Origin of the sequence: Bradyrhizobium sp. 44 (genome assembly GCF_023073095.1) — a bacterium.
Lineage (GTDB): Bacteria > Pseudomonadota > Alphaproteobacteria > Rhizobiales > Xanthobacteraceae > Bradyrhizobium.
Genome location: NZ_JADPIY010000004.1, coordinates 23,905 through 45,409, shown reverse-complemented (window position 1 = coordinate 45,409; position 21,505 = coordinate 23,905). Strand labels below are relative to the sequence as shown.

18 protein-coding genes are annotated in these 21,505 nt (G+C 64.8%); 11 read left to right on the top strand and 7 right to left on the bottom strand.

Going from position 1 to position 21,505, the window contains the following annotated elements:
* Positions 1-18: 18 nt before the first annotated feature.
* From IVB41_RS00245 to IVB41_RS00200, 10 genes are all read left to right on the top strand, one after another.
* Positions 19-468, top strand: a complete 450-nt coding sequence (locus IVB41_RS00245; RefSeq protein WP_007594050.1) for a (2Fe-2S)-binding protein — start codon at positions 19-21, stop codon at positions 466-468.
* 11 nt (positions 469-479) lie between these two features.
* A complete protein-coding gene (locus IVB41_RS00240) occupies positions 480-2,666 on the top strand; it encodes a molybdopterin cofactor-binding domain-containing protein (protein WP_247425769.1) in 2,187 nt (728 codons plus the stop codon).
* A 54-nt stretch (positions 2,667-2,720) separates the two neighbouring features.
* Positions 2,721-3,992: an NAD(P)/FAD-dependent oxidoreductase gene (locus IVB41_RS00235; RefSeq protein WP_247425768.1), complete on the top strand. Its 1,272-nt coding sequence runs from the start codon at positions 2,721-2,723 to the stop codon at positions 3,990-3,992.
* Entirely contained in the window at positions 3,985-4,437 is a 453-nt protein-coding gene (gene soxX / locus IVB41_RS00230) for a sulfur oxidation c-type cytochrome SoxX (protein WP_247425765.1), read from the top strand. The genes IVB41_RS00235 and soxX overlap by 8 nt, the downstream gene beginning before the upstream one ends.
* Positions 4,438-4,445: 8 nt before the next feature.
* Positions 4,446-4,913 (top strand): SoxY-related AACIE arm protein, encoded by a 468-nt coding sequence (locus tag IVB41_RS00225; RefSeq protein WP_027568780.1) that lies wholly within the window; start codon positions 4,446-4,448, stop codon positions 4,911-4,913.
* Complete coding sequence (soxZ, locus tag IVB41_RS00220) at positions 4,913-5,230, top strand: thiosulfate oxidation carrier complex protein SoxZ (RefSeq protein WP_027568779.1); 318 nt, start codon at positions 4,913-4,915, stop codon at positions 5,228-5,230. Before IVB41_RS00225 ends, soxZ begins: the two co-directional genes overlap by 1 nt.
* Positions 5,227-6,006, top strand: coding sequence for a sulfur oxidation c-type cytochrome SoxA (gene soxA, locus IVB41_RS00215; RefSeq protein WP_247425762.1), 780 nt, complete (start codon positions 5,227-5,229; stop codon positions 6,004-6,006). The genes soxZ and soxA overlap by 4 nt, the downstream gene beginning before the upstream one ends.
* A gap of 78 nt (positions 6,007-6,084) precedes the next feature.
* Positions 6,085-7,407 (top strand): ABC transporter substrate-binding protein, encoded by a 1,323-nt coding sequence (locus IVB41_RS00210; protein ID WP_026233315.1) that lies wholly within the window; start codon positions 6,085-6,087, stop codon positions 7,405-7,407.
* Positions 7,404-8,342, top strand: coding sequence for a carbohydrate ABC transporter permease (locus IVB41_RS00205; protein WP_247425760.1), 939 nt, complete (start codon positions 7,404-7,406; stop codon positions 8,340-8,342). The genes IVB41_RS00210 and IVB41_RS00205 overlap by 4 nt, the downstream gene beginning before the upstream one ends.
* A complete protein-coding gene (locus tag IVB41_RS00200) occupies positions 8,339-9,163 on the top strand; it encodes a carbohydrate ABC transporter permease (RefSeq protein WP_027568776.1) in 825 nt (274 codons plus the stop codon). The genes IVB41_RS00205 and IVB41_RS00200 overlap by 4 nt, the downstream gene beginning before the upstream one ends.
* On the opposite strand, the gene IVB41_RS00195 is transcribed toward IVB41_RS00200, so the two are convergent.
* The 3 genes from IVB41_RS00195 to IVB41_RS00185 form a co-directional block, all read right to left on the bottom strand.
* A complete protein-coding gene (locus IVB41_RS00195) occupies positions 9,164-10,819 on the bottom strand; it encodes a regulator (RefSeq protein ID WP_247360077.1) in 1,656 nt (551 codons plus the stop codon).
* Positions 10,820-10,829: 10 nt separating this feature from the next.
* Positions 10,830-11,531 (bottom strand): cysteine hydrolase family protein, encoded by a 702-nt coding sequence (locus tag IVB41_RS00190; protein WP_247425758.1) that lies wholly within the window; start codon positions 11,529-11,531, stop codon positions 10,830-10,832.
* 204 nt (positions 11,532-11,735) lie between these two features.
* Positions 11,736-12,704: a hypothetical protein gene (locus IVB41_RS00185; RefSeq protein ID WP_247425756.1), complete on the bottom strand. Its 969-nt coding sequence runs from the start codon at positions 12,702-12,704 to the stop codon at positions 11,736-11,738.
* Between the two features lie 188 nt (positions 12,705-12,892).
* Here IVB41_RS00185 and IVB41_RS00180 point away from each other — a divergent pair, with 188 nt between their 5' ends.
* Positions 12,893-16,369 carry an indolepyruvate ferredoxin oxidoreductase family protein gene (locus IVB41_RS00180; protein WP_247425755.1) on the top strand — a complete coding sequence of 1,159 codons (3,477 nt, stop codon included), beginning with the start codon at positions 12,893-12,895 and terminating at the stop codon, positions 16,367-16,369.
* Positions 16,370-16,491: 122 nt separating this feature from the next.
* Here the strand turns inward: IVB41_RS00180 and IVB41_RS00175 are convergent, their stop codons facing one another.
* The 4 genes from IVB41_RS00175 to IVB41_RS00160 all read right to left on the bottom strand — a co-directional run bounded on the left by IVB41_RS00175 (position 16,492) and on the right by IVB41_RS00160 (position 21,445).
* A complete protein-coding gene (locus tag IVB41_RS00175) occupies positions 16,492-18,219 on the bottom strand; it encodes an FAD-dependent oxidoreductase (protein ID WP_247425753.1) in 1,728 nt (575 codons plus the stop codon).
* A 59-nt stretch (positions 18,220-18,278) separates the two neighbouring features.
* Entirely contained in the window at positions 18,279-19,298 is a 1,020-nt protein-coding gene (locus IVB41_RS00170) for a S1C family serine protease (RefSeq protein WP_247425751.1), read from the bottom strand.
* A 91-nt stretch (positions 19,299-19,389) separates the two neighbouring features.
* Positions 19,390-19,839: a gluconate 2-dehydrogenase subunit 3 family protein gene (locus tag IVB41_RS00165; RefSeq protein WP_247288434.1), complete on the bottom strand. Its 450-nt coding sequence runs from the start codon at positions 19,837-19,839 to the stop codon at positions 19,390-19,392.
* Positions 19,840-19,846: 7 nt separating this feature from the next.
* The gene (locus tag IVB41_RS00160) at positions 19,847-21,445 is read right to left on the bottom strand and encodes a GMC family oxidoreductase (protein ID WP_247425749.1); all 1,599 of its coding nucleotides are present in this window, start codon (positions 21,443-21,445) and stop codon (positions 19,847-19,849) included.
* Positions 21,446-21,505 lie beyond the last annotated feature (60 nt).

Genomic DNA, 21,505 nt, shown 5'->3' with positions numbered 1-21,505 from the left:
GCCAATCAGGGGACTGCGATGGCAAACCTAACAATCAACGGAAAAACCTTCACGCTCGACGTCGAGCCGGATACGCCCCTGCTGTGGGCGATCCGCGAGAATGCCGGCCTGACCGGCACGAAATATGGCTGCGGCATTGCACAATGCGGCGCCTGCACCGTTCACATCGACGGCGTCGCCACCCGCTCCTGCGGCGTTTCAGTTGGCGAGGCCGCAGGCAAGAAGATCACGACCATCGAAGGGCTCGCCTCCGGCAACGCACTGCACAAGGTGCAGGAAGCCTGGATCGCCCAGGATGTTCCGCAATGCGGCTATTGCCAGAGCGGCATGATCATGGCGGTGGCGGCGCTGCTGAGCGAGAAGCCGAAGCCGACCGACGCCGACATCGACGAGGCCATCACCAATATTTGCCGCTGCGGCACCTTCCAGCAGGTGCGCGAAGCGATCCACACGATCGCGAGCGCGTAAGGAGCCGCCACATGAACAAGCATGTCTCTCCCAGGATGAACCGCCGTGCCTTCGTCGTCGGCACCGCCGCGGTCGGCGCAGGTCTCGCAATCGGCCTCGATATCCCCTTCGGCGGCCCCGCCGTGGTCCGCGCGGCCGACGGCTCCCCCGAGATCGGCGCCTGGGTCGTGGTCAGGCCCGACGACACCGTCGTCATCCGCATCGCCCGCTCCGAAATGGGCCAGGGCTCGCTCACCGGCCTTGCCCAGCTCGTCGCCGAGGAACTCGAATGCGACTGGTCGAAGGTCTCGACCGAATATCCGACACCGGGCCAGAGCGTCGCCCGCAAGCGCGTCTGGGGCGATTTCTCGACCGGCGGCAGCCGCGGCATCCGCTCTTCGCAAGACTATGTCCGCAAGGGCGGTGCCACCGCACGCGTGATGCTGATCCAGGCCGCCGCCGAGGCGTGGAAAGTGCCGGCGTCCGAATGCACGGTCGCGAACAGCGTCATCACCCACACGCCGTCCGGCAAGACCACCACCTACGGCAAGGTGGCCGAGGCCGCGGCCAAGTTGACGCCACCGGCCGACGTCAAGCTGAAGGACCCCAAGGACTGGAAGCTGATCGGCAAGGGCGTGAAGCGGCTGGACACCGCCGAGAAGACCACCGGCACCATGATCTACGGCATCGACGTCAAGCTGCCGGGCATGCTGAACGCCGCGATCAAGGACTGCCCGGTGTTCGGCGGCAAGCTGAAGAGCTATGACGAAGCCAAGATCACCGGCATGAAGGGCGTCAAGAAGGTCGTCAAGGTCGGCGACACCGCGGTCGCGGTCGTTGCCGACACCTGGTGGCACGCCAAGACCGCGCTGGAGGCGCTGCCGATCGTCTGGGACGAGGGCGACAACGCCAAGGTCTCGAGCGAGTCGATCGCGAAATGGCTGACCGAGGGTCTCGACAACGGGCAGCCGGCCTATGTCGGCAACAAGAACGGCGACGCGAAGGCGGCGATTGCCGGTGCCGCCAAGAAGATCGAGGCCGTCTACAGCTATCCCTACCAGAACCACGCCACCATGGAGCCGATGAACGCCACGGCGCTCTACACGGCGGACAAATGCGAGGTCTGGTGCGGCACGCAGAATGGCGAGGCGGCCTTCGCGGCCACGTTGGAAGCGTCGGGCCTGCCGGCGGAGAAGTGCGACGTGCACAAGGTGATGCCCGGCGGCGGCTTCGGCCGGCGCGGCCAGACCGACTACGTCCGCCAAGCCGTCTTGATCGCCAAGGAGATGCCGGGCACGCCGATCAAGCTGTTGTGGTCGCGCGAAGAGGACATGGCGCACGGCCGATATCACCCGATCACCCAGTGCAAAATGACCGGCGCGTTCGATGCGGACAACAATCTGGTCGCGCTGCACTACCGCCTATCCGGGCAATCGATCCTGTTCTCGCTCCGCCCCGAAGCGTTGCAGAACGGCATGGATCCGGCCGCGTTCCAGGGCGTCGCCCAGTCCGGCGAAGCCGCGTTCGGTTACTCCGTGCCGAACCTGCTGGTCGAGCATGCGATGCGCAACCCGCACGTTCCGCCGGGCTTCTGGCGCGGCGTCAACGTCAATCACAACGCGATCTACATGGAATGCTTCATGGACGAGTTGGCCCAGGCCGCAGGCCAGGACCCGCTCGAATTCCGCCGCAAGCTGATGGGCAATCATCCCAAGCATCTGGCGGTGCTCAACGCCGTGGCCGAGAAGATCGGCTGGAGCACCCCGGCGCCGCAGGGCATCTATCGCGGCATCGCGCAGGTGATGGGCTATGGCAGCTATGTCGCCGGCGCCGCCGAAATCTCGGTGACCGACGGCAACAAGATCAAGGTGCATCGTATCGTCGCCTCCACCGATCCCGGCTACGTCGTCAATCCGGCGCAGGTGGACCGACAGATCGCAGGCTCCTTCGTCTATGGCCTTAGTGCCTTGTTCTACGGCGGCTGCACCGTCAAGGACGGCAAGATCGAGCAGACCAACTTCGACACCTACAATTCGATGCGCATCAACGAGATGCCGAAGGTCGAATCGGTGATGGTGCCGAGCGGCGGGTTCTGGGGCGGTGTCGGCGAGCCGACCATCGGCGTCGCGGCGCCGGCGGTGCTCAACGCATACTTCGCGGCGACGGGCAAACGCATCCGCTCGGTGCCGTTGCGCGACCAGAACATCACCTTCGCCTGAAAAATGCCGCGGCGGCCGTAACGCTCGCCGCGGCACCCTTTCCGGACAAGACTCATGAATGCGTCGGTGACACGGCGGGATGCCGTCCTCGGCATCGCCGCCGCGGCTACATCATTCGCCGTCCCTTCGATCCTGCGCGCGCAATCGGCGGGCCGCGTCGTCGTGGTCGGCGGCGGCTTTGGCGGCGCCGCGTGCGCCCGCGCGCTGAAGCGCGCGCAGGCAAACTTGCAAGTCATCCTGATCGAACCCAATGCGGTCTTCACCTCCTGCCCCTTCAGCAACGAGGTAATTGCCGGCCTGCGCGACATCGAAGCTCAGCAATTTGGCTATGACAGGCTCGGTGCCGAAGGTGTGACGGTGATCAGCCAGGCCGTGACCACAATCGAGCCGCAGCTGCGCAGCGTCGTGACGGCCGATGGCGTTGCGCTGCCCTATGATCGTCTCGTCCTCTCTCCCGGCATCGACTTCCATTTCGAGGCTCTGCCTGGCTACGACGACGCGGCATCAGAAAAGATGCCGCATGCCTGGAAGGCCGGCGCGCAGACGCTGCTGCTGCGTCGCCAGTTGGAGGCCATGCCGGACGGCGGCACTGTCGCCATTGCGATCCCCGCCAATCCCTCGCGCTGTCCGCCGGCGCCTTACGAGCGCGCCAGCTTGATCGCGCATTACTTGAAAACCAAGAAGCCGCGCTCGAAAGTGTTGATCCTCGATGCCAAGGACAATTTCTCCCAGCAGCGACTGTTCGAGAAGGCGTGGAAGGAGCTTTACGGCGACATGATCGAACGCATCGGGCTGTCGCAAGGCGGCCGCGTGACCTCGGTCGATCCCGCGACAAGGACCATCGTCACCGAATTCGGCAACTACACGCCTGATGTCGCCAACGTCATCCCGCCGCAGCGAGCCGGACGCATCGCCGAGGTCGCGGGCGCTGCGGATGCCACCGGCTGGTGCCCGATCGATCCTGTCACCTTCGAATCGAAACTTGTCCCGAACATCCACGTCATCGGCGATGCCTGCCTCGGCGGGGGCATTCCCAAATCGGCATCCGCGGCAAGCGCACAGGGCAAGGCCTGCGCTTCCGCGATCGTGAGCCTCCTTGCCGGCCGCGCACCAGAAACGCCGCGATTGACAGGCGTCTGCTACAACATTGTCGCACCCGGCTACGGCTTTTCACTCGCGGGCAATTACCAGCCCAGGGGCGACATCTTCGCCGAGGTCGAGGGCGGCGCGACCAGCCCGGTCGATGCGCCGCGCGAATTGCGCGCCCGCGAGGCAACCGAAGCCGAGCGCTGGTTTCAAACCATCACGGCGGACACCTTTGGCTAGAACATCGGCCCATATCGCAGCGCTGATCGCCGCCAGTATCGCCTTCGCCTGCCATGCGGGAGCCGAGGAGCTCCTGCCCTACAACATCGCCGGCGACGGCATTGCGGAATCGCTCACCGGCGCGCCCGGCGATGCCGCGCGCGGGCGCGCGCTCGTGCTCGCGCGCACGACGACCTGCATCCTGTGCCATTCCGGCCCCTTCCCGGAGACCCGGTTCCAGGGCGACCTCGCACCTGACCTCTCGGGTGCGGGGAACCGCTGGACGGTGAGCCAGTTGCGGCTTCGACTGGTCGATGCGGCGCGCTTCAACCCGGAGACCATCATGCCGTCCTATTATCGCACCGATCACCTCGTGCGGGTCGGGCGAAATTTCGTCGGCAAACCGATCTTGTCCGCCGCCGAGATCGAGGACATCGTGGCTTTTGTTGCAACGCTTCGGGACTAGGACTGTTCATGCCGACCACGCGACGACAATTCCTGAACCTTGCCGGAAGCGTGACGGTCGCCGGGACGATCCCGATCGTCACCCTGCGACCGCTCGAAGCGACACCGGCGATGCTCACCGCCGCGATCCGCAACGTCGTCGGCGAAGCACCTGTACGCACCGGCAAGGTGAAGCTCGACATTCCGCCGCTGGTCGAGAACGGCAACACGGTGCCGCTGACCGTGAGCGTCGCGAGTCCGATGACGGCGAACGACTACGTCAAGAGCATCCACGTCTTCAACGAGAAGAACCCGCAGCCGAACATCGGCAACTTCCATCTCGGCCCCTCCTCCGGCCGCGCCCAAATCTCGACCCGGATTCGGCTCGCGGATACCCAGAAGGTGGTGGCGATCGCGCGCCTTTCCGACGACACGTTCTGGCAGGTCACGACCGAAATCGTCGTGACGCTGGCCGCCTGCACCGAGGAGATGAATTGATGGCCGCGCTCATCAACGTTCCGGCGAAAGCCAGACGCGGCGAAATCGTCGAGATCCGCACGTTGACCTCGCACATCATGGAGACCGGCTTCCGCCATACCGCGGACGGCGCGCTGGTCCCGCGCGACATCATCACGAGCTTCACGTGCCGCTACAACGGCACCGAGATTTTTCGCGCCGATCTCTTCCCGGCGATCGCGGCCAATCCCTATCTGTCGTTCTTCACGGTCGCGAAGGAGAGCGGCAAGTTCGAGTTCGAATGGATCGGCGACAACGGCTATTCGTCCAGCGCGTCCGCGTCGATCACGGTCGAATGAGTTTTTGGCGCGCGATATCGGCCGCGGCGCTCCTCGCCACGGCCCCTGCCCTGCTCGCCGGCGAGATTCGACTGGACGCGCGCCGCTCCGGCTATTCGTTCATGGGGCCCGACACGCGTGCGATGCAGGATGACGACAGCTCAAATCCCGGCATGCTGTTCGTGCTCGACGGTGAGGCGTTGTGGACGAAGAAGACCGGCAGCGCCGACAAGGCTTGTGCGGATTGCCATGGCGATGCACGCGGCAGCATGAAAGGCGTCGCGGCGCGCTACCCGGCCTTCGACAAGGCGCTGGCACGCCCGGTCACGCTCGACCAGCGCATCAATCTCTGCCGCAGCAATCATCAGCAGGCACCGGCGCTCCCCTACGAGAGCCGCGACCTGCTGGCCCTGTCCGCCTTCGTCGCGCATCAATCGCGCGGGGTCGCGATCACGGCCGGCGACGATCCGCAACTGAAGCCATTCGTCGAACAGGGCCGCGACCTCTTCATCCAGCGCGAAGGGCAGCTCAACCTTGCCTGCACCAATTGCCACGACGACAACTTCAACAAGCGGCTTGCCGGCGCGCCGATCACGCAGGGACAGCCGACCGGCTATCCGCTTTATCGCCTGGAATGGCAGACGCTGGGATCGCTGGAGCGGCGGCTACGCAGTTGCATGACGGGTGTCCGCGCCCAAGCCTATGATTTCGGCGCGCCCGAGCTGGTCGCCCTCGAACTCTATCTGATGTCGCGGGCGCATGGCTTGCCGATGGAGACGCCGGCGGTGCGGCCCTGAATTCCACAGATTAGGACTAGGCAGACGCGGAACGGCCGCTAGTATCCGCCCAAATTGAGTCACAGGGAGGGACCTCAAGTGGTCAACCACAAAATCTCGCGTCGTACGCTCTTGACCGGCACTGCCGCAGCTGGCGCGCTCAGCCTGACGGGATTGCCGGCGCGCGCCGAGGTGAACTGGAAGAAATACGCAGGGACCAAGCTCGAGGTGATCCTTGCCAAGGGCCCCCGCGGCGACAACCTGCAAAAATACGTCAAGGAGTTCACCGAACTCACCGGCATCCAGGTCGAAGCGGAGCAGATTCCCGAGCAGCAGCAGCGCCAGAAGGTGGTGATCGAGTTCACCTCGGGCCGTCCGAGCTTCGATGTCGTCCATCTCAGCTATCATGTGCAGAAGCGGCAGTTCGAGAAGGCCGGCTGGCTCGCCGACTTGACGCCCTTCATGAAGGATCCGGCGCTGACCGCGCCCGATCTCGTCGAGAGCGACTTCTCGGCCGCGGGCCTGCAATATGCCAGGAACGACAAGGGCCAGATGCTGTCACTGCCCTGGTCCGTGGATTATTTCATCCTCTATTACAACAAGGAGCTGTTCGAGAAGAAGGGCGTCGCCGTTCCCAAGACCCTCGACGAGATGGCCGCGGCGGCCGAGAAGCTCACCGATACCAAGGAAGGCATCTACGGCTTTGTCGGGCGCGGCTTGCGCAACGCCAACATGGCGATGTGGAGCAACTTCTTCCTCAATTATGGCGGGGAATTCCTCGACGCCAAGGGCAACATCCTGACCGATGGTCCGGAAGCCATTGCCGCGACCAAGCTGTATCAGACGCTCCTGACAAAGTCGGCACCTCCAGGCGTCGCCGGCTTCAACTGGATGGAGTCGATGGCCTCGTTCACGCAAGGCCGATCCGCGATGTGGATCGACGGCGTCGGCTGGGCGCCGCCGTTGGAAGACCCGGCCGCCTCGCGCGTTGTCGGCAAGGTCGGCTACACCGTCGTGCCCGCCGGCCCCAAGGGCCAATATTCCTCGACCTATGGCGACGGCATCGGCGTTGCCGCGGCGAGCAAGAACAAGGAAGCCGCCTATCTGCTCTGCCAATGGGTGGTCTCGAAAACCCAGGGCGCGCGGCTGCTGCAGGCCGGCGGCGGCGTGCCGTTCCGCAATTCGATCCTTGGCGATCCCGAGGTCCAGAAGGGCGTCAAGACCAAGGAATGGCTGCAATCGGTGATCGATTCCGGCAAGATCAGCAAGCTGGGCCTGCCCGTCGTGATTCCGGTCGCCGAATTCCGCGACATCGTCGGCGCCGCGGTCACTGCGACCTTGTCCGGCGCCGATCCTGCCGCCGAGCTGAAGAAGGCCAACGATCAGTACCGGCCGATCCTGGAGCGTAGCGAGAAGGCGTGAGTGCGTTGACACAATCGACTCCGGGCGCGGCACAGTCTGATGCCGCGCCGGAGAAGGAGTTGCGGCCGCCGTCCTACTGGCCGTTCGTGGTGCCGGCGCTGGTCGTCGTGATCGCGATCATCATCTTTCCGTGGGTCTTCACGATCTGGATGAGCCTGAACGAGTGGAAGGTCGGCTCGTCGACCACCTTCGTGGGATTGTCCAATTATCTGCGGCTGACGACCGATCCCCGCTTCATTGAGGCCATCGGACATACACTGGTCTACACCGCACTCTCCGTGCTGCTGCCGCTCATGCTCGGCACGTTTGCGGCCGTGGTGTTTCACCAGAAATTCCCCGGCCGCGGCTTTCTGCGCGGCGTCTTCATCATGCCGATGATGGCGACGCCGGTGGCGATCGCGCTGGTCTGGACCATGATGTTTCACCCGCAGCTCGGCGTACTGAACTATCTGCTGTCACTGGTCGGAATCCCTGCGCAGCTCTGGGTATTCCATCCCGCGACCGTCATTCCCTCGCTGGTGCTGGTCGAGACCTGGCAATGGACGCCGCTGGTCATGCTGATCGTGCTCGGCGGCCTGGCCGCGATCCCGACCGAGCCTTATGAAAGTGCACAGATCGACGGCGCCAGCATCTGGCAGGTATTCCGCTTCATCACCCTGCCGCTGATCATGCCGTTCCTGTTCATCGCCGGCATGATCCGCATGATCGACGCCGTGAAGAGCTTCGACATCATTTTCGCAATCACCCAGGGCGGACCGGGATCGGCGTCGGAGACGATCAACATCTATCTCTACAGCGTCGCCTTCTCCTATTACGACCTCGGCTACGGCTCGGCGATCGCTGTCGTGTTCTTCCTGCTGATCGTTCTGCTCGCGGCGGTGATGCTTTATGCGCGCCAACGCATGCTGTGGACCGAGATCGCGAGCGGCACATGAGTCCAAGACAAATCATCGGCAAGATCGGCCTGTGGTTCTCGGTGTTCCTTATCGTGTCGCCGGCGATCCTGTTCTTTCTCTGGATGCTGTCGCTGTCGCTCAAATTCGAGATCGACAACGCCGCCTACCCGCCGGTGTTCATTCCCGAGCATGTCGCCTGGAAGAACTATGCCGACGTGCTCGCCTCCAACCGCTTCCTGACCTATTTCATCAACAGCCTGATCGTGACAGGCAGCGCGACGCTGCTTGCGTTGCTCGTCGGCGTTCCCGCCGGTTACGGGATTGCGCGGATGGCTGCGCACAAATCGGCGATCGTGATCCTGATCGCCCGCATCACGCCGGGCCTGTCCTATCTGATTCCGCTGTTTCTCATGTTCCAGTGGCTGGGACTGCTCGGCACGCTGGTGCCGCAGATCATCATCCACCTCGTGGTGACGGTGCCGATCGTGATCTGGATCATGATCGGCTATTTCGAAACGACGCCGATGGAGCTGGAAGAAGCAGCCCTGATCGACGGCGCCACGCGCTGGCAGGTCTTTCACCATGTCGCGCTGCCGATCGCCAAGCCCGGCATCGCGGTCGCCTTCATCCTGGCCGTGATCTTCTCCTGGAATAATTTTGTGTTCGGCATCGTGCTGGCCGGACGCGAGACCCGCACCCTGCCGGTTGCCGTCTACAACATGATCTCGTTCGACCAGTTGAGCTGGGGGCCGCTCGCGGCCGCCGCGCTGATCGTCACCCTCCCGGTGCTGCTGCTGACGGTGTTCGCCCAGCGACAGATCGTCGCCGGGCTCACCGCGGGTGCCGTCAAAGGCGGGTAGCTACTCCGCCGGTGCCGCGTGCATGTCCGCATGCGGCATGTAGGGCTCGCTCGCGCCGAGCCTGCTGGCCGCGAATAGACCGGCGGCCATCACGGCATAGGCGAACGCGACCGCGGGCGTGACGCCAAAGCCGCCGCCGATGCCGACGGCTTCGCCGTGCATGAAGCCGAAGTAGGTCAGAACCGCACCAACCAGCGCGAACGCCGAGGCTTTCTCGAAGTCGCGCTCGATGATGAAGACACCGATCGCACCCAGGATCAGGCCGCCGAGGATGGAGCCGCCGCCCATGATCTCGAGCCCGTGATAGAACACGCCCTGCTGCGGCAAGGCGGCGATCGCGGCCGCCTTGACCGCGTCGGCCTTGTCGGCGGCCATTCCGCCGACCGTCGCAGCCGCGTTCATGGTCGAGCCCAACATCGTGTCGATCTGGAGCTTGGCCCACGCAGCCAGATGCGGCGTCAGTGCCAGCACGATGGCGGGCGCGTGCTTGACCGGCGTGGTCTGGAACGCCTGCGCGCCGATCAGCATGCCGATATAGAGCAGGATCGGCGAGATCGCGACGACCGGCACCAGCGCCAGCAGCACCGAGATGATGCCGAACCAGGCCAGCACCACCACCATGACGCCGGTCGCGGCCGAATAGCCGATCCGGCCGCCCATCGCCTTCCAGCCGGGATGGCCGATATAGACGGCATTGATGAAGGGATTTCCCATCAGGCAGCCGATCAGGCTGACGATTCCGTCGGCGGTGAGCACGCGCGTGGTCGGATATTCGTCGCCGGCGGCTTCCGCGCTCTCGACATTGTCCATCGCTTCGACGAGATCATAGATGCCGAACGGAATGGCCGTAACCAGGATGATTCCGAGGAATTCGAAGCCGGAGAAGACGTAGCCCACCGCCGGGATCGGCACCGAGAAGCCGAAATTCGCGAAGGCATCACCGACGCCCTTGACACTCAGTCCACCGAGACCGAGGCCGAACAGGTTCGACCCCCATGCGATGACCATGCCCACCGCGATCGCAACGAGACCGGCGGGAATGCCACGCCAATATTTCACGCCACCGAACCAGCTCACCAGAATGATGGCGAAGCAGACCAGGCCGATCTGCGGCGTCATGTACATTTCGAGCGCCGGCCGCATCGAGATGAAGGTGACGGATACGCCGGCGAGCGTACCGAGCAGTGCCGCGCGCGGTGTGATCTTTCGAATGAAAGGCGCAATGAAGCCGCCGATCATCAGGATAAAACTCTGGAAGAACACCCAGACCAGGCCCGCCGACCAACCCTTGAGCGGATCACCGGTCTTGATCGTGATCGGCAGCATGATCACGAAGGTAACGATGAACATGTGCGGCACGCTGACGCCCGATGGCAGCGCGCAGACGTCGGTGCGGCCGGTCTTCTGCGCAAGGCGATAAGCGAGAAATGCGTAGTAGAAGGTGGAAAGACACATCATCAAGCCGAGTGCGGGAAGGATGCGGCCGAACACCAGTGAGTCGGGCATCTTCAAAACGAAGCGTAACAGGCCTGTGAGCACCAGCATGTTGACGAGGATGTTGGTGCCGAAGCCGAAAAACGCGTTCCAGTCGCCCGGTGTCCATAGTGCCGGCTTGAACTCGGAGGTGCCGGCCGTCCCTGTCGTGCCTGTGCTCATGGTGATGCCCCTACGCTGATGTGGAAATCTTCATCGCCTCCAGAACCGCGGCTGAGCTTGCGACCCAACCGAAGATGCCGCCCTGGGCCTTGATCATGTTCAGGCCCATCTCGTGAAACTCAGGAAAGTAGGACGCGCAGCCGTCCGAGATGACGACGCAGCGATAGCCGCGGTCGTTGGCCTCGCGCACGGTGGTGTTGACGCACACTTCGGTGGTGACGCCACATACCAGCAGATTTTCGATGCCGTATTTCTCCAGCACGTCGGTGAGCTCGGTGGCGTAGAACGCGCCCTTGCCGGGCTTGTCGATCACGATCTCGCTGTCGAGCGGATAGAGCTCCGGGATGATGTCGTGGCCCGCCTCGCCGCGAATGAGAATGCGGCCCATGGGACCGGGATCGCCGATGCGAAGGGATGGCGCGCCGCGCTCGACTTTCGCCGGCGGCGCGTCGGAGAGATCGGGCAGATGGCCCTCGCGCGTGTGGATCACCAGCATGCCGGTATCCCGCGCGGCCTTCAGCACCGCACCGATCGGCTTCACCGCGCGCGCGAGCTGGCTGACGTCGTTGCCGAGCGTCTCGCCGAAGCCGCCGGGCTCCATGAAGTCGCGCTGCATGTCGATGATGAGGAGCGCGGTGGCCGACAAGTCGAGTGCGATCGGCCCGGGTTCGGCGCTGATCGCGCCCAAAGTCGGCTTGCTTGAGTTCAACATGACGCCCGCCCCTCGCGAGAACTCTCTGTGCCAGGAGTTCTGCAAGCGCCGTGCCATTGTGTACAATGACGATCGGGCGGACAGCGCGGGAAAATTTGCTGCACTGTCAGAACGTTATCAGGCTGCCTCGCGTCTGCTTATTCGCTGTGCGACGACTTTGCGACGTGCATTTGCCTAGAGGATGAGCGACAACGAAGCTCGTTTTTAGCGGGCAGTATCTCCGTACAGCCGTCGATATTCTTCCTCATACGGCGCGTAGGAATCCTTCAGCGTGGCCATGTTCAGCAGCATGGTCGCGACCACAATGTTTGTCTTGTCGAACACGCGCGTCTTCACCCAGGCGCTCTCGGTGCGGCGGCTGCCGGAGAGCGCGACAACCTCGCGCTCGACTTCGTACTCCTCGTCAACAAACAGCGGGCCCTTCACCAGCCTGATCTCCTGGTCGGCGAACAGACCGACGGCCGGTCCCTTGGCCGGGAGAGGATCGTCCTTGGAGCGGTACTGGAACAGCACGCTCAGCATCTCCATCGGGATGATCGCCCTGTCCCACGGATTCGCAGAAGGATTGCCGGCGCCTGAATAATACGGCGAGGTCTCGGTGATCACCGCGAGCTTCTGCCGCAGCGAGAACGGATAGAGGTCGCCCATGATCTGATCGAACGCCATCCGCACCGCCTGGCGCCGGCTCGTCTGCGCGACCTTCACGTCGCGCAGGATCACGGGATCAGTGAGCGGCTTGAGTTCGCCAAGACGCGCCTCCAGCGCGGTCGCGGCGTGCGGTTCTCCGACCGAGGCCGTGCCGCGCAGCACCTCCGTGCCGTCGCGCTTGACCATCTGGATCTGGCACTGGCTGGTGCCGGGCAACGGCTTCGACAGGATCGCCTGCACCTCCTCGCCTTCGTAACAGACGCTGCGGTAATGCGCGGAGAGACAGCCGCTCTCGAACCAGGCCTGTCCCCACAAACGCGCACCCAGCGGTGCGAACTGGCTGAAATGGGTCGGACCCTCGATGGTGCCGCCCTTGAACCCGAGCTTCTGCGCGGTGGCGTCGTCGTGGATCGAGGCGTGCGCATCGTAGGTTTGGGCTTGCAGCATTTGACGCGGCTGACGCCACGGCCCGATCAGAGCTCCGTCGGTCTCCGTGATCTCGGTATCGAACGCTTGTGCCGTCATGATGTCCTCCGCAAGCAAGCCATGACTAGCAGGAGCGCCACGGATGCGGCCAGCGATATTGACTTCGTCTGCGCATCCCTTTGACTGTCACAATTCGCGTCGCGCAGCCGCTCCTCCCTCCCGCAGCGCAAACCCCAAGTCGAATACCAAGTCGAATAAAAGCCGAACAAGAGACGAGGACTCCTGAAATGACGCTGATGCAGGTCGAGCTGGACGACAAATACCGGCTCGAATCGAAGCGGATCTTCCTGTCCGGCACGCAGGCGCTGGTCCGGCTGCCCATGTTGCAGCGCGAACGCGACCGGCTTCAGGGCCTCAACACCGGCGGCTTCATCTCGGGCTACCGCGGTTCCCCACTTGGCATGTACGACCACGCGCTGTGGCGCGCGAAGTCACACCTCCAGCAGAACGACATCGCCTTCGTCCCCGGTCTGAACGAGGACCTCGCGGCGACCGCCGTCTGGGGCAGCCAGCAGGTCGGCCTGTTTCCCGGCGCCAAGGTCGATGGCGTGTTCGGTATCTGGTACGGCAAGGGGCCCGGCGTTGATCGCTCGGTCGACGCACTCAAGCATGCGAATGCGGCCGGTACCTCGCTCAATGGCGGCGTGCTCGCGCTTGCCGGTGACGACCACGGGTGCCAGTCCTCGACACTGGCGCACCAGAGCGAGCAGGTATTTGCAGCGGCACTGATCCCCGTGATCAACCCGGCGACGCTGCAGGATTACCTCGACCTCGGCCTCTACGGCTTTGCGCTATCGCGCTTCTCCGGCTGCTGGGTCGGATTCAAGGCGATCAGCGAGACGGTGGAGAGTTCGGCCTCGATCTATAGCGATCCCGAACGCATCCAGATCAAGCTCCCCGAAGATTTCGAGATGCCGCCCGGCGGCCTCAACATCCGCTGGCCCGATCCGCCGCTCGACGCGGAGAAGCGTCTGTTCGGCCCCAAGATGGCCGCTGTCCAGGCGTTTGCCCGTGCCAACCAGCTCGACCGCATTGTACTCGACTCCAGGCCGGCACGGCTCGGCATCGTCGCGACCGGCAAGGCTTATCTCGATCTGCGGCAGGCGCTAGCCGATCTGGGCATTACCGACAAGGACGCGCAGGATTTGGGCTTGCGCATCTACAAGGTCGCACTGACCTGGCCGCTGGAGGAAAGCGGGGCCAAGCGCTTCGCCGAAGGACTTCAGGACGTGCTGGTCGTCGAGGAGAAGCGCGGCTTCATCGAAGACCAGCTGATGCGCATCCTCTACAATATCGATGCGTCCAGGCGCCCGACCGTGACGGGAAAACGCGACGAGCGCGGCGCGCCGCTATTGCCAAGCGAGGGCGAGCTGACGCCGACTCTCGTTGCATCCGCGCTGGTGGCCCGGCTGCGCAAGCTCGGCCACCACAGCCCGGTGCTGGAGCAGCGCCTTGCCCGGCTCGAGGCCTTTGACACTCCTGTTCCGGCCTCCGCGCAAATCAAGCTCGCGCGCACGCCGTTCTTCTGCTCGGGCTGCCCGCACAACACCTCGACGCGCGTGCCCGAGGGCAGCCGCGCCATGGCCGGCATCGGTTGCCACGGCATGGCTTTGAGCATGCCGACCCGCCGCACCGATTTGATCTCGCATATGGGCGCCGAGGGCGTGAACTGGATCGGACAAGCGCCCTTCACCACCGAGCAGCACATTTTTCAGAATCTCGGCGACGGCACCTACACCCATTCCGGACTGCTTGCCCTTCGCGCGGCATCGGCCGCCGGCATCAGCATCACCTACAAGATCCTCTACAACGACGCCGTCGCGATGACCGGCGGCCAGCCGGCCGAGGGCGCCTTCAACGTCGCCCAGATCGCGCATCAGGTCTGGGCCGAGGGCGTCAAGCGCCTCGCGATCGTCTCGGACGATCCCACCAAATACCCTGACGGCAATTACTTCCCGCAAGGCGCGACCGTCCATCACCGCCGCGAGCTCGACGCCGTGCAGCGCGAGCTGCGCGACATCAAGGGCCTTACGGTCATCGTCTACGACCAGACCTGCGCCGCGGAAAAGCGCCGCCGCCGCAAGCGCGGGCTGTATCCGGATCCCGCCAAGCGCGCCTTCATCAACGAGCTCGTCTGCGAAGGCTGCGGCGATTGCTCGCAAGCTTCGAACTGCGTCTCGGTGCAGCCGCTCGAGACCGAGTTCGGCCGCAAGCGGCAGATCGACCAGTCGAACTGCAACAAGGACTTCTCCTGCGTGGAGGGTTTTTGCCCGAGTTTCGTGACCGTGCATGGCGGCACGCTCAAGCGGATCAAGACCTCGGCGGTGGATTCAGGCCAGTTGTTTGCCGACCTGCCGCTGCCACCCGCGCGTGAGCTCGACGCCCCCTACAACATCCTCGTCACCGGCATCGGCGGCACCGGCGTCATCACCATCGGCGCGCTGCTCGGCATGGCCGCCCATGTCGACGGCCGCGGCTGCTCGGCTCTGGATTTCACCGGCCTGTCGCAGAAGAACGGCGCCGTGATGAGCCATGTGCGCATCGCCGCGAAGCCGGAAGACATCTCCGCGGTCCGGATCACCACGGGCGGCGCCGACGTCATTCTCGGCTGCGACATGATCGTCTCGGCAGGTCCCTCCGCGCTCAGCCGCGCCGAACGCGGCGTGACCAAGGCCTATGTCAACGCTGACCTGCAGCCGACCGCGAGCTTCGTGCAAAACCCCGACCTCGATTTCGAGGCGGGCACGATGCAGACGGTGCTGCGGGACGCTGTCGGCGACAAGAACCTCGACATCATCGACGCGACAGGAATTGCCTCGGCGCTGATGGGCGATTCGATCGCGACCAACCCGTTCATGCTCGGCTTCGCCTTCCAGAAGGGCGCGATCCCGTTGTCGTTGGAGGCGCTCTTGCGCGCCATCGAGATCAACGGGGCCGCGATCGAAATGAACAAGCTCGCCTTCAGCTGGGGACGACTCGCCGCCTACGACATGTCGCGGGTCCGTAGCGTGCTGCAATTCAGGAGCCGGGCCTCCGCGCCGACGAAGTCGCTCGACGACATCATCGCGACGCGCGCGGAGTTTTTGACCGGCTATCAGGACAGGGCCTACGCCGATCGCTACCTCGCCGCCGTCGTCAAGGTGCGCAAGGCGGAAAATGCGGCCTCGCCCGCGTCCACTGAGCTGACCGAGGCTGTCGCGAAAAACCTGTTCAAGCTGATGTCCTACAAGGACGAGTACGAGGTCGCGCGGCTCTACACCGACGGCAGCTTTGCCAACAAGGTCTCGGAAAAATTCGACGGCGACTTCAAGCTGAAGTTCTATCTGGCCCCGCCGATCTTCGCGCAGCGCGACAAGACCACCGGACATCTCCAGAAGAAGGAATTCGGCGGCTGGATGATTCACGCCTTCCGCGTGCTGGCCAGGCTGAAATTCCTGCGCGGCGGCGCGTTCGATCCGTTCGGCCGCACCGAGGAACGCCGGACCGAGCGGAAGCTCGTCGCGGATTATCTCGACGTGATCGAACAGCGGATCGCCGGGCTGAAAGCGGAGCAGATCCCGCTGCTGGCGAGGCTCGCGCGGCTGCCGGAGACGATCCGCGGCTTCGGCCATATCAAGGAAGCCAATATCAAGCTGGCGGCGACGGAGAAGGCGCGGCTGGAAGCGGAACTAGAGAACAGCCGTTTTGCGGCAGCTGCGGAGTAGCGGTAGGCCCGAACTCTCTCGCCGTCATTGCGAGGAGCCCTTGCGACGAAGCAATCCAGAATCTTTCCGCAGAGACAGTCTGGATTGCTTCGCTGCGCTCGCAATGACTGCAGTGGAGATGGTTAGACCGACGTCGTAGCGGCGATCGGCGCCGCTGCCACACTCCCCTCCGCCAGATGGCGCCCTGCGATGTACCCGAATGTCAGTGCCGGTCCCAACGCGATCCCCGGCCCGGGACAATTGCCGTTCATGATCGAGCCCATGTCGTTGCCGCACGCATAGAGCCCGGCAACCGGCGTGCCGTCCTCGCGCAACACGCGCGCCTGGGCATCCACCTTCAGGCCAATCGCCGTGCCGAGATCGGCCGGATAAATCCGCATCGCAAAGTACGGCGCACAGAGGATGGGCGCGACGCACGGGTTGGGCTTGTGAGCTGCGTCTCCGAGATGGCGTTGATAGATCGTGCTTCCGCGTCCGAATTCGGGATCGCGGCCCTCCTTTGCGCCTTCGTTGTAGCTCGCGATCGTCGCCGCGAGTGTAGACGGCTTGATGCCAATCTTCGCGGCGAGCTGCGCGATATCAGCGGCCTCGACCAACTCCCCGCTCGCCACATAGCGCCGGACACTGCGCGTGAACGGCTTGATGCGGCCAAGGCCGTACCTCCACAGGAACGGACGGTCGCAGATCAGATAGAACGGCCGGTCCGGTTCGCCGTCGCCGTCGCGCAGCATGGCGAGCACGAACTCGTGGTAGGAGAGTGCCTCGTTGACGAAGCGCCGGCCGGCCGCATTGACGGCGATCACGCCGGGCTTGGCGCGGTCGCTCACTGTGTGCGGGAAAACGCCGCGGCTGCCATCGGCGCGCCGAAACAGCGAGGCCGGCACCCAATAGGCCGGGCTCGTCGCATCCGTATTGAGCGCTGCGCCGGTTGCGGTCGCGAGGCGGAGCCCGTCGCCCGTACCGGACGTGTGGGCCGCCGAGATAAATCCGGCCGCGGGTGGGAGGAAGCGTTTTCGCAAGGTCGCGTCGTGTGAAAAGCCGCCGGTCGCCAGCACCACACCACGTCGCGCGGCAATCAGCCGATCGCGCGCCCCATGACGGATAATTACGCCGCCGACGCGCTCGCCCTGCGTCGACAGGCCTTCGACGTCCGCACTAAAGAGGATCTCGACCTGCCGGGCCAGCAGCGAGGCATACAGCCGCGCGGCGAGCGCATTTCCGAGATGCAGCGTCGTGCCGCGCGGACTGCGCAGGCGCTGCCACGCATACTCCGAAACCAGCCGCGCCGCGCGAAGAGCCGAGCGCAGCGATTTTCCGACCCGCCGCAGATGCGGGATGTCGAGGCGGTTGACCATCATCCCGCCGAACAACGTGAACTCCGGCAGCGGCGCGCGCACCCGCGCGAAATGCGCGCCCAGCTGCGTGCCGTCGAAGACGACCGGCTCGAGCACGCGCCCACCCGGCGTCGCGCCCAATCGCTCCGGATAATAGTCCGGACAGGCCTCGACCGGCTGGAGCCGCACTTGCGTGTTGGCTTGGAGATAGGCGACTGCCTCCGGTCCGCGCGCGAGGAAAGCGGCGCGGAGGCCCGCATTGGCGGGCTCCGGCACCGTGTTCGACAAATATCGCACGGCATCCGTGACGCTATCGGAGAGCCCCGCCTCTTTCATTTTGGCATTGACGGGAATCCAGATCATGCCGTCGGACCATGCGGTCGTGCCGCCGACGAAAGCGGTCTTCTCGATCACGAGCACGCGCAGGCCCTCGGCGGCGGCGACGGCCGCAGCCGTCATGCCACCGGCGCCGGCGCCGACGACGATGACATCGTAGGTCTCATGCGCCGGCATCATGCGGCGGGGTTCCCGAAGCGAGGCATGACACCGTCATACCCCGCTTGGGCGCCCACACGCTAGCGGGCCGGCTTGCGCTCGACCGGATCGATATCGATCGCCCGCAGGCGGCCGAGCCGCAGCACGTCCATCGCCAGCCGCCGGCCGATCCGGTCGCGATCGAGCACACGGATCAGATCGTCGACGCCGTTGATCTCGACGCCGTCGAGGCCGATCACGACATCGCCGGACAACAGGCCCGCCTTCGCCGCCGGCCCGTCCGGCTCGATCTGCGCCAGCAGCGCGCCCATCTTGTTCTCGACGCCGGCCAGCACCGCGTGCCGCCGCGGGATCGGCGCGGTCTGGCCGGCCACGCCGATATAGGCGCGGCGGACATAGCCGTGGCGGATGATTTCCGACAGCACGAATTGCGCGGTGTTGCTGGCGACCGCGAAGCAGATGCCTTGTGCGCCATTGATGATCGCGGTGTTGATGCCGATCACCTCGGCATTCGACGACACCAGCGGCCCGCCCGAATTGCCGGGATTGAGCGCAGCATCAGTCTGGATCACGTCCTCTATGGTGCGGCCACTGACCGAGCGGATCGAGCGCCCGAGCGCCGAGACCACTCCGGCGGTAACGGTCGATTCAAAGCCGAGCGGGTTGCCGATCGCGATCACGAGCTGACCGCGCCGCAAGGTCTTGGAGTTGCCGAGCGCCGCATAGGGCAAGTCCCGCACGCCGTTGGCGCGGAGCAGCGCAAGGTCAGTGTCGGGATCGACGCCGAGCACCCGGGCGTCGCCGACATGGCCCTCGACGTCGCGCAGCCGGATCTCCTTCGACGAGCCGACCACGTGGCTATTGGTGAGCACGAGTCCGTCCGGCGAGATCACGATGCCCGAGCCGAGCCCGCCGCGCTCGCGGCCGTTCGGCACCGTTGGTCCGGTCTCGACGCGCACGACGGCCGGACCGACGCGGTCGGTCACGTCGATGACGGCATTGGAATAGGCGTCCAGCAGGGCCCGGTCATCGACCGGGACAGCCGTTTCCGTTCGCGATGACGCGGCGTCATCGACGGTATCTGAGGTGAAATCCAGCATGATAGTAGTCCTTGAGGCTCACACAGATGGTGGCCTGCCCCGTGAGGCGCAAGGGACCCGTCCGGGGCGCAAGGCTGGACTGCCCGGGTGGCTAGGGCGCCCGTCGCAGCGTGCCCGCCCTTGCCTTGACCGGATCCAGCAACGACCAGTCGCCATCCGGCAGCACGTAACCCAGGGGGAACGGCGCGCGTAGCTCGAGGCCGAGCGAGCGCAGCACACGGTCGTCGCGGTAGTAGCATTGCAGCACCACGCGGACGAGCGTCGCGGCAGCCGCGCGGCCGGAACTGCGAAACTCCTGCGCCACCGCATCGCGCCTGGCAGCATCGAGCTCGGCCAACGGCTGCCCCGCGAGCCGCGCCAGATGATCGAGCGCCGCCGCCACCAATTTGGCGTCACGCCCCAGCGTCGCCAGCATGTCGGCCTGGATCGCGGGATCGTCGGCGCCGGGCACCTTGTACTCGTCGCTCGCGGGAACGATCATCGCGGCGATAGCGCGGAGGTCGTCGCGCTGGCTGCGTGTCAGTTGATTGTCTGCGGACATGTCGGCCTCAATCGAACAAATTGGCGAGGCGCTGCTTCATCTGGTCGGCGATGTAGAGCGCGAGGGCCTGAATGGTGGACGTCGGGTTGACCCCGCCCGATGTAACGAAGATGCTGCCATCGACGATGAAGAGATTCTTGACGTCGTGCGAGCGGCCCCATTCATTGACGACGGAGCGTTCGGGGTCGGTGCCCATGCGTGCCGTGCCGAGCAGATGCCAGCCGCCCCACGGGATCGGCGAGTTGACGCAGATGTCGCTCGCCCCCGCGGTTTCGAGAATCTCCCGCCCGCGCGCCAGCGCATGCTCCATCATCTTCCGGCTGTTCTCGCTGATCGTGTAGTCGATCTTCGGCGCGGGAATGCCGTGGCCGTCCTTCAAGACCGGATCGAGCGTGACCTGGTTATGCTCCTCCGGCAGGTCCTCGCAGATCGCGGAAAAGCCGAGCCGGTGGCCGTTGAGCTTGCGGAAGATGCGGTGATGATCGGCGCCCCACGGCAATATCCCCTTCTGCTCGCTGACGACAGCCTCGAACACCGGCCCCGCCCCGCGCACGAACTGAACGCCATAGCCGCGCACGAAGCCGCGCGAGAGGTCCGTGTCATACCATTCCTTGCTCCACAGGCAGGTCGGCGGCGCGCGGTTGCTATCGGTCGGCTCCTTCACATAGCCGTAGATCTGCGCATAAGGATGGAACATCAGGTTCTTGCCGACGAGGCCGGACGAATTGGCAAGCCCGTTCGGAAAGCGGTTCGATGCCGAATTCAGCAGCAGCCGTGGCGTGCCGACGCCGTTGCAGGCGATGATGACGACATGCGCCGGCTGGAACTGCTCGACGCCGTCCTTGTCGTAATAGACCACGCCGGTGGCCATGCCATTCTCGTCGGTGGTGATCTCGCGCACCCGGCAGTGCGTACGCAGCTCGACGCCGGCGCGGACCGCGTGCGGCCAATAGGTGATGTCGGTCGAGGACTTGGCGCCTTGCGCGCAGGCTGGCGTGCAATGGCCGAGATTGATGCAGCGCGCGCGGCCCTCGTAGTCCATGGTCGCGACTGTCGTATCCGACGGCCACCAGTGCCAGCCGAGCTTGTTCATGGTCTTGCCGATGATCGCACCGGACAAGCCCATCGGCTGTTGCGGCATCGGCGGATGCGTCAGCGGTGAGAGCGGATCGCCCGACAGACCGGACGTGCCCATCATCCGGTCGTTCTCTTCGAAGAACGGGGTCAGCGCGTCGTAGTCGATCGGCCAGTCGTCGGCGACGCCGTCGAGCGTCCTCACCTTGAAATCGGAGGGATGCAGCCGCGGCCAGTGCGCGGTGTACATCACCGTCGAGCCGCCGACCGCATTATAGTTGACGACTTTGATCGGCGAATCGTCGTCGTTGATCGGATAGTCTTCGGGGCGGCCGCGGACGTTGGGGCTCGACGACCACTCGCCGTAGAACTTGGCCTCCCAGTCCCGGCCCGTGCTGGGATATTCCGCCGGGTTCATCCAGCCGCCCTGCTCCAGGCAGAGAATATGCATCTTGGTCTCGGCCAGCGACCACGCCACCGCCGCGCCGGAAGCGCCGGCGCCGATGATCAGGACGTCCACGGGGTCTTTCATCGCAAATTTTTCCTCCCTTCGCCGCTTCCCGGGCGATTCGGCCTCCGCTCCGCAAGGCCC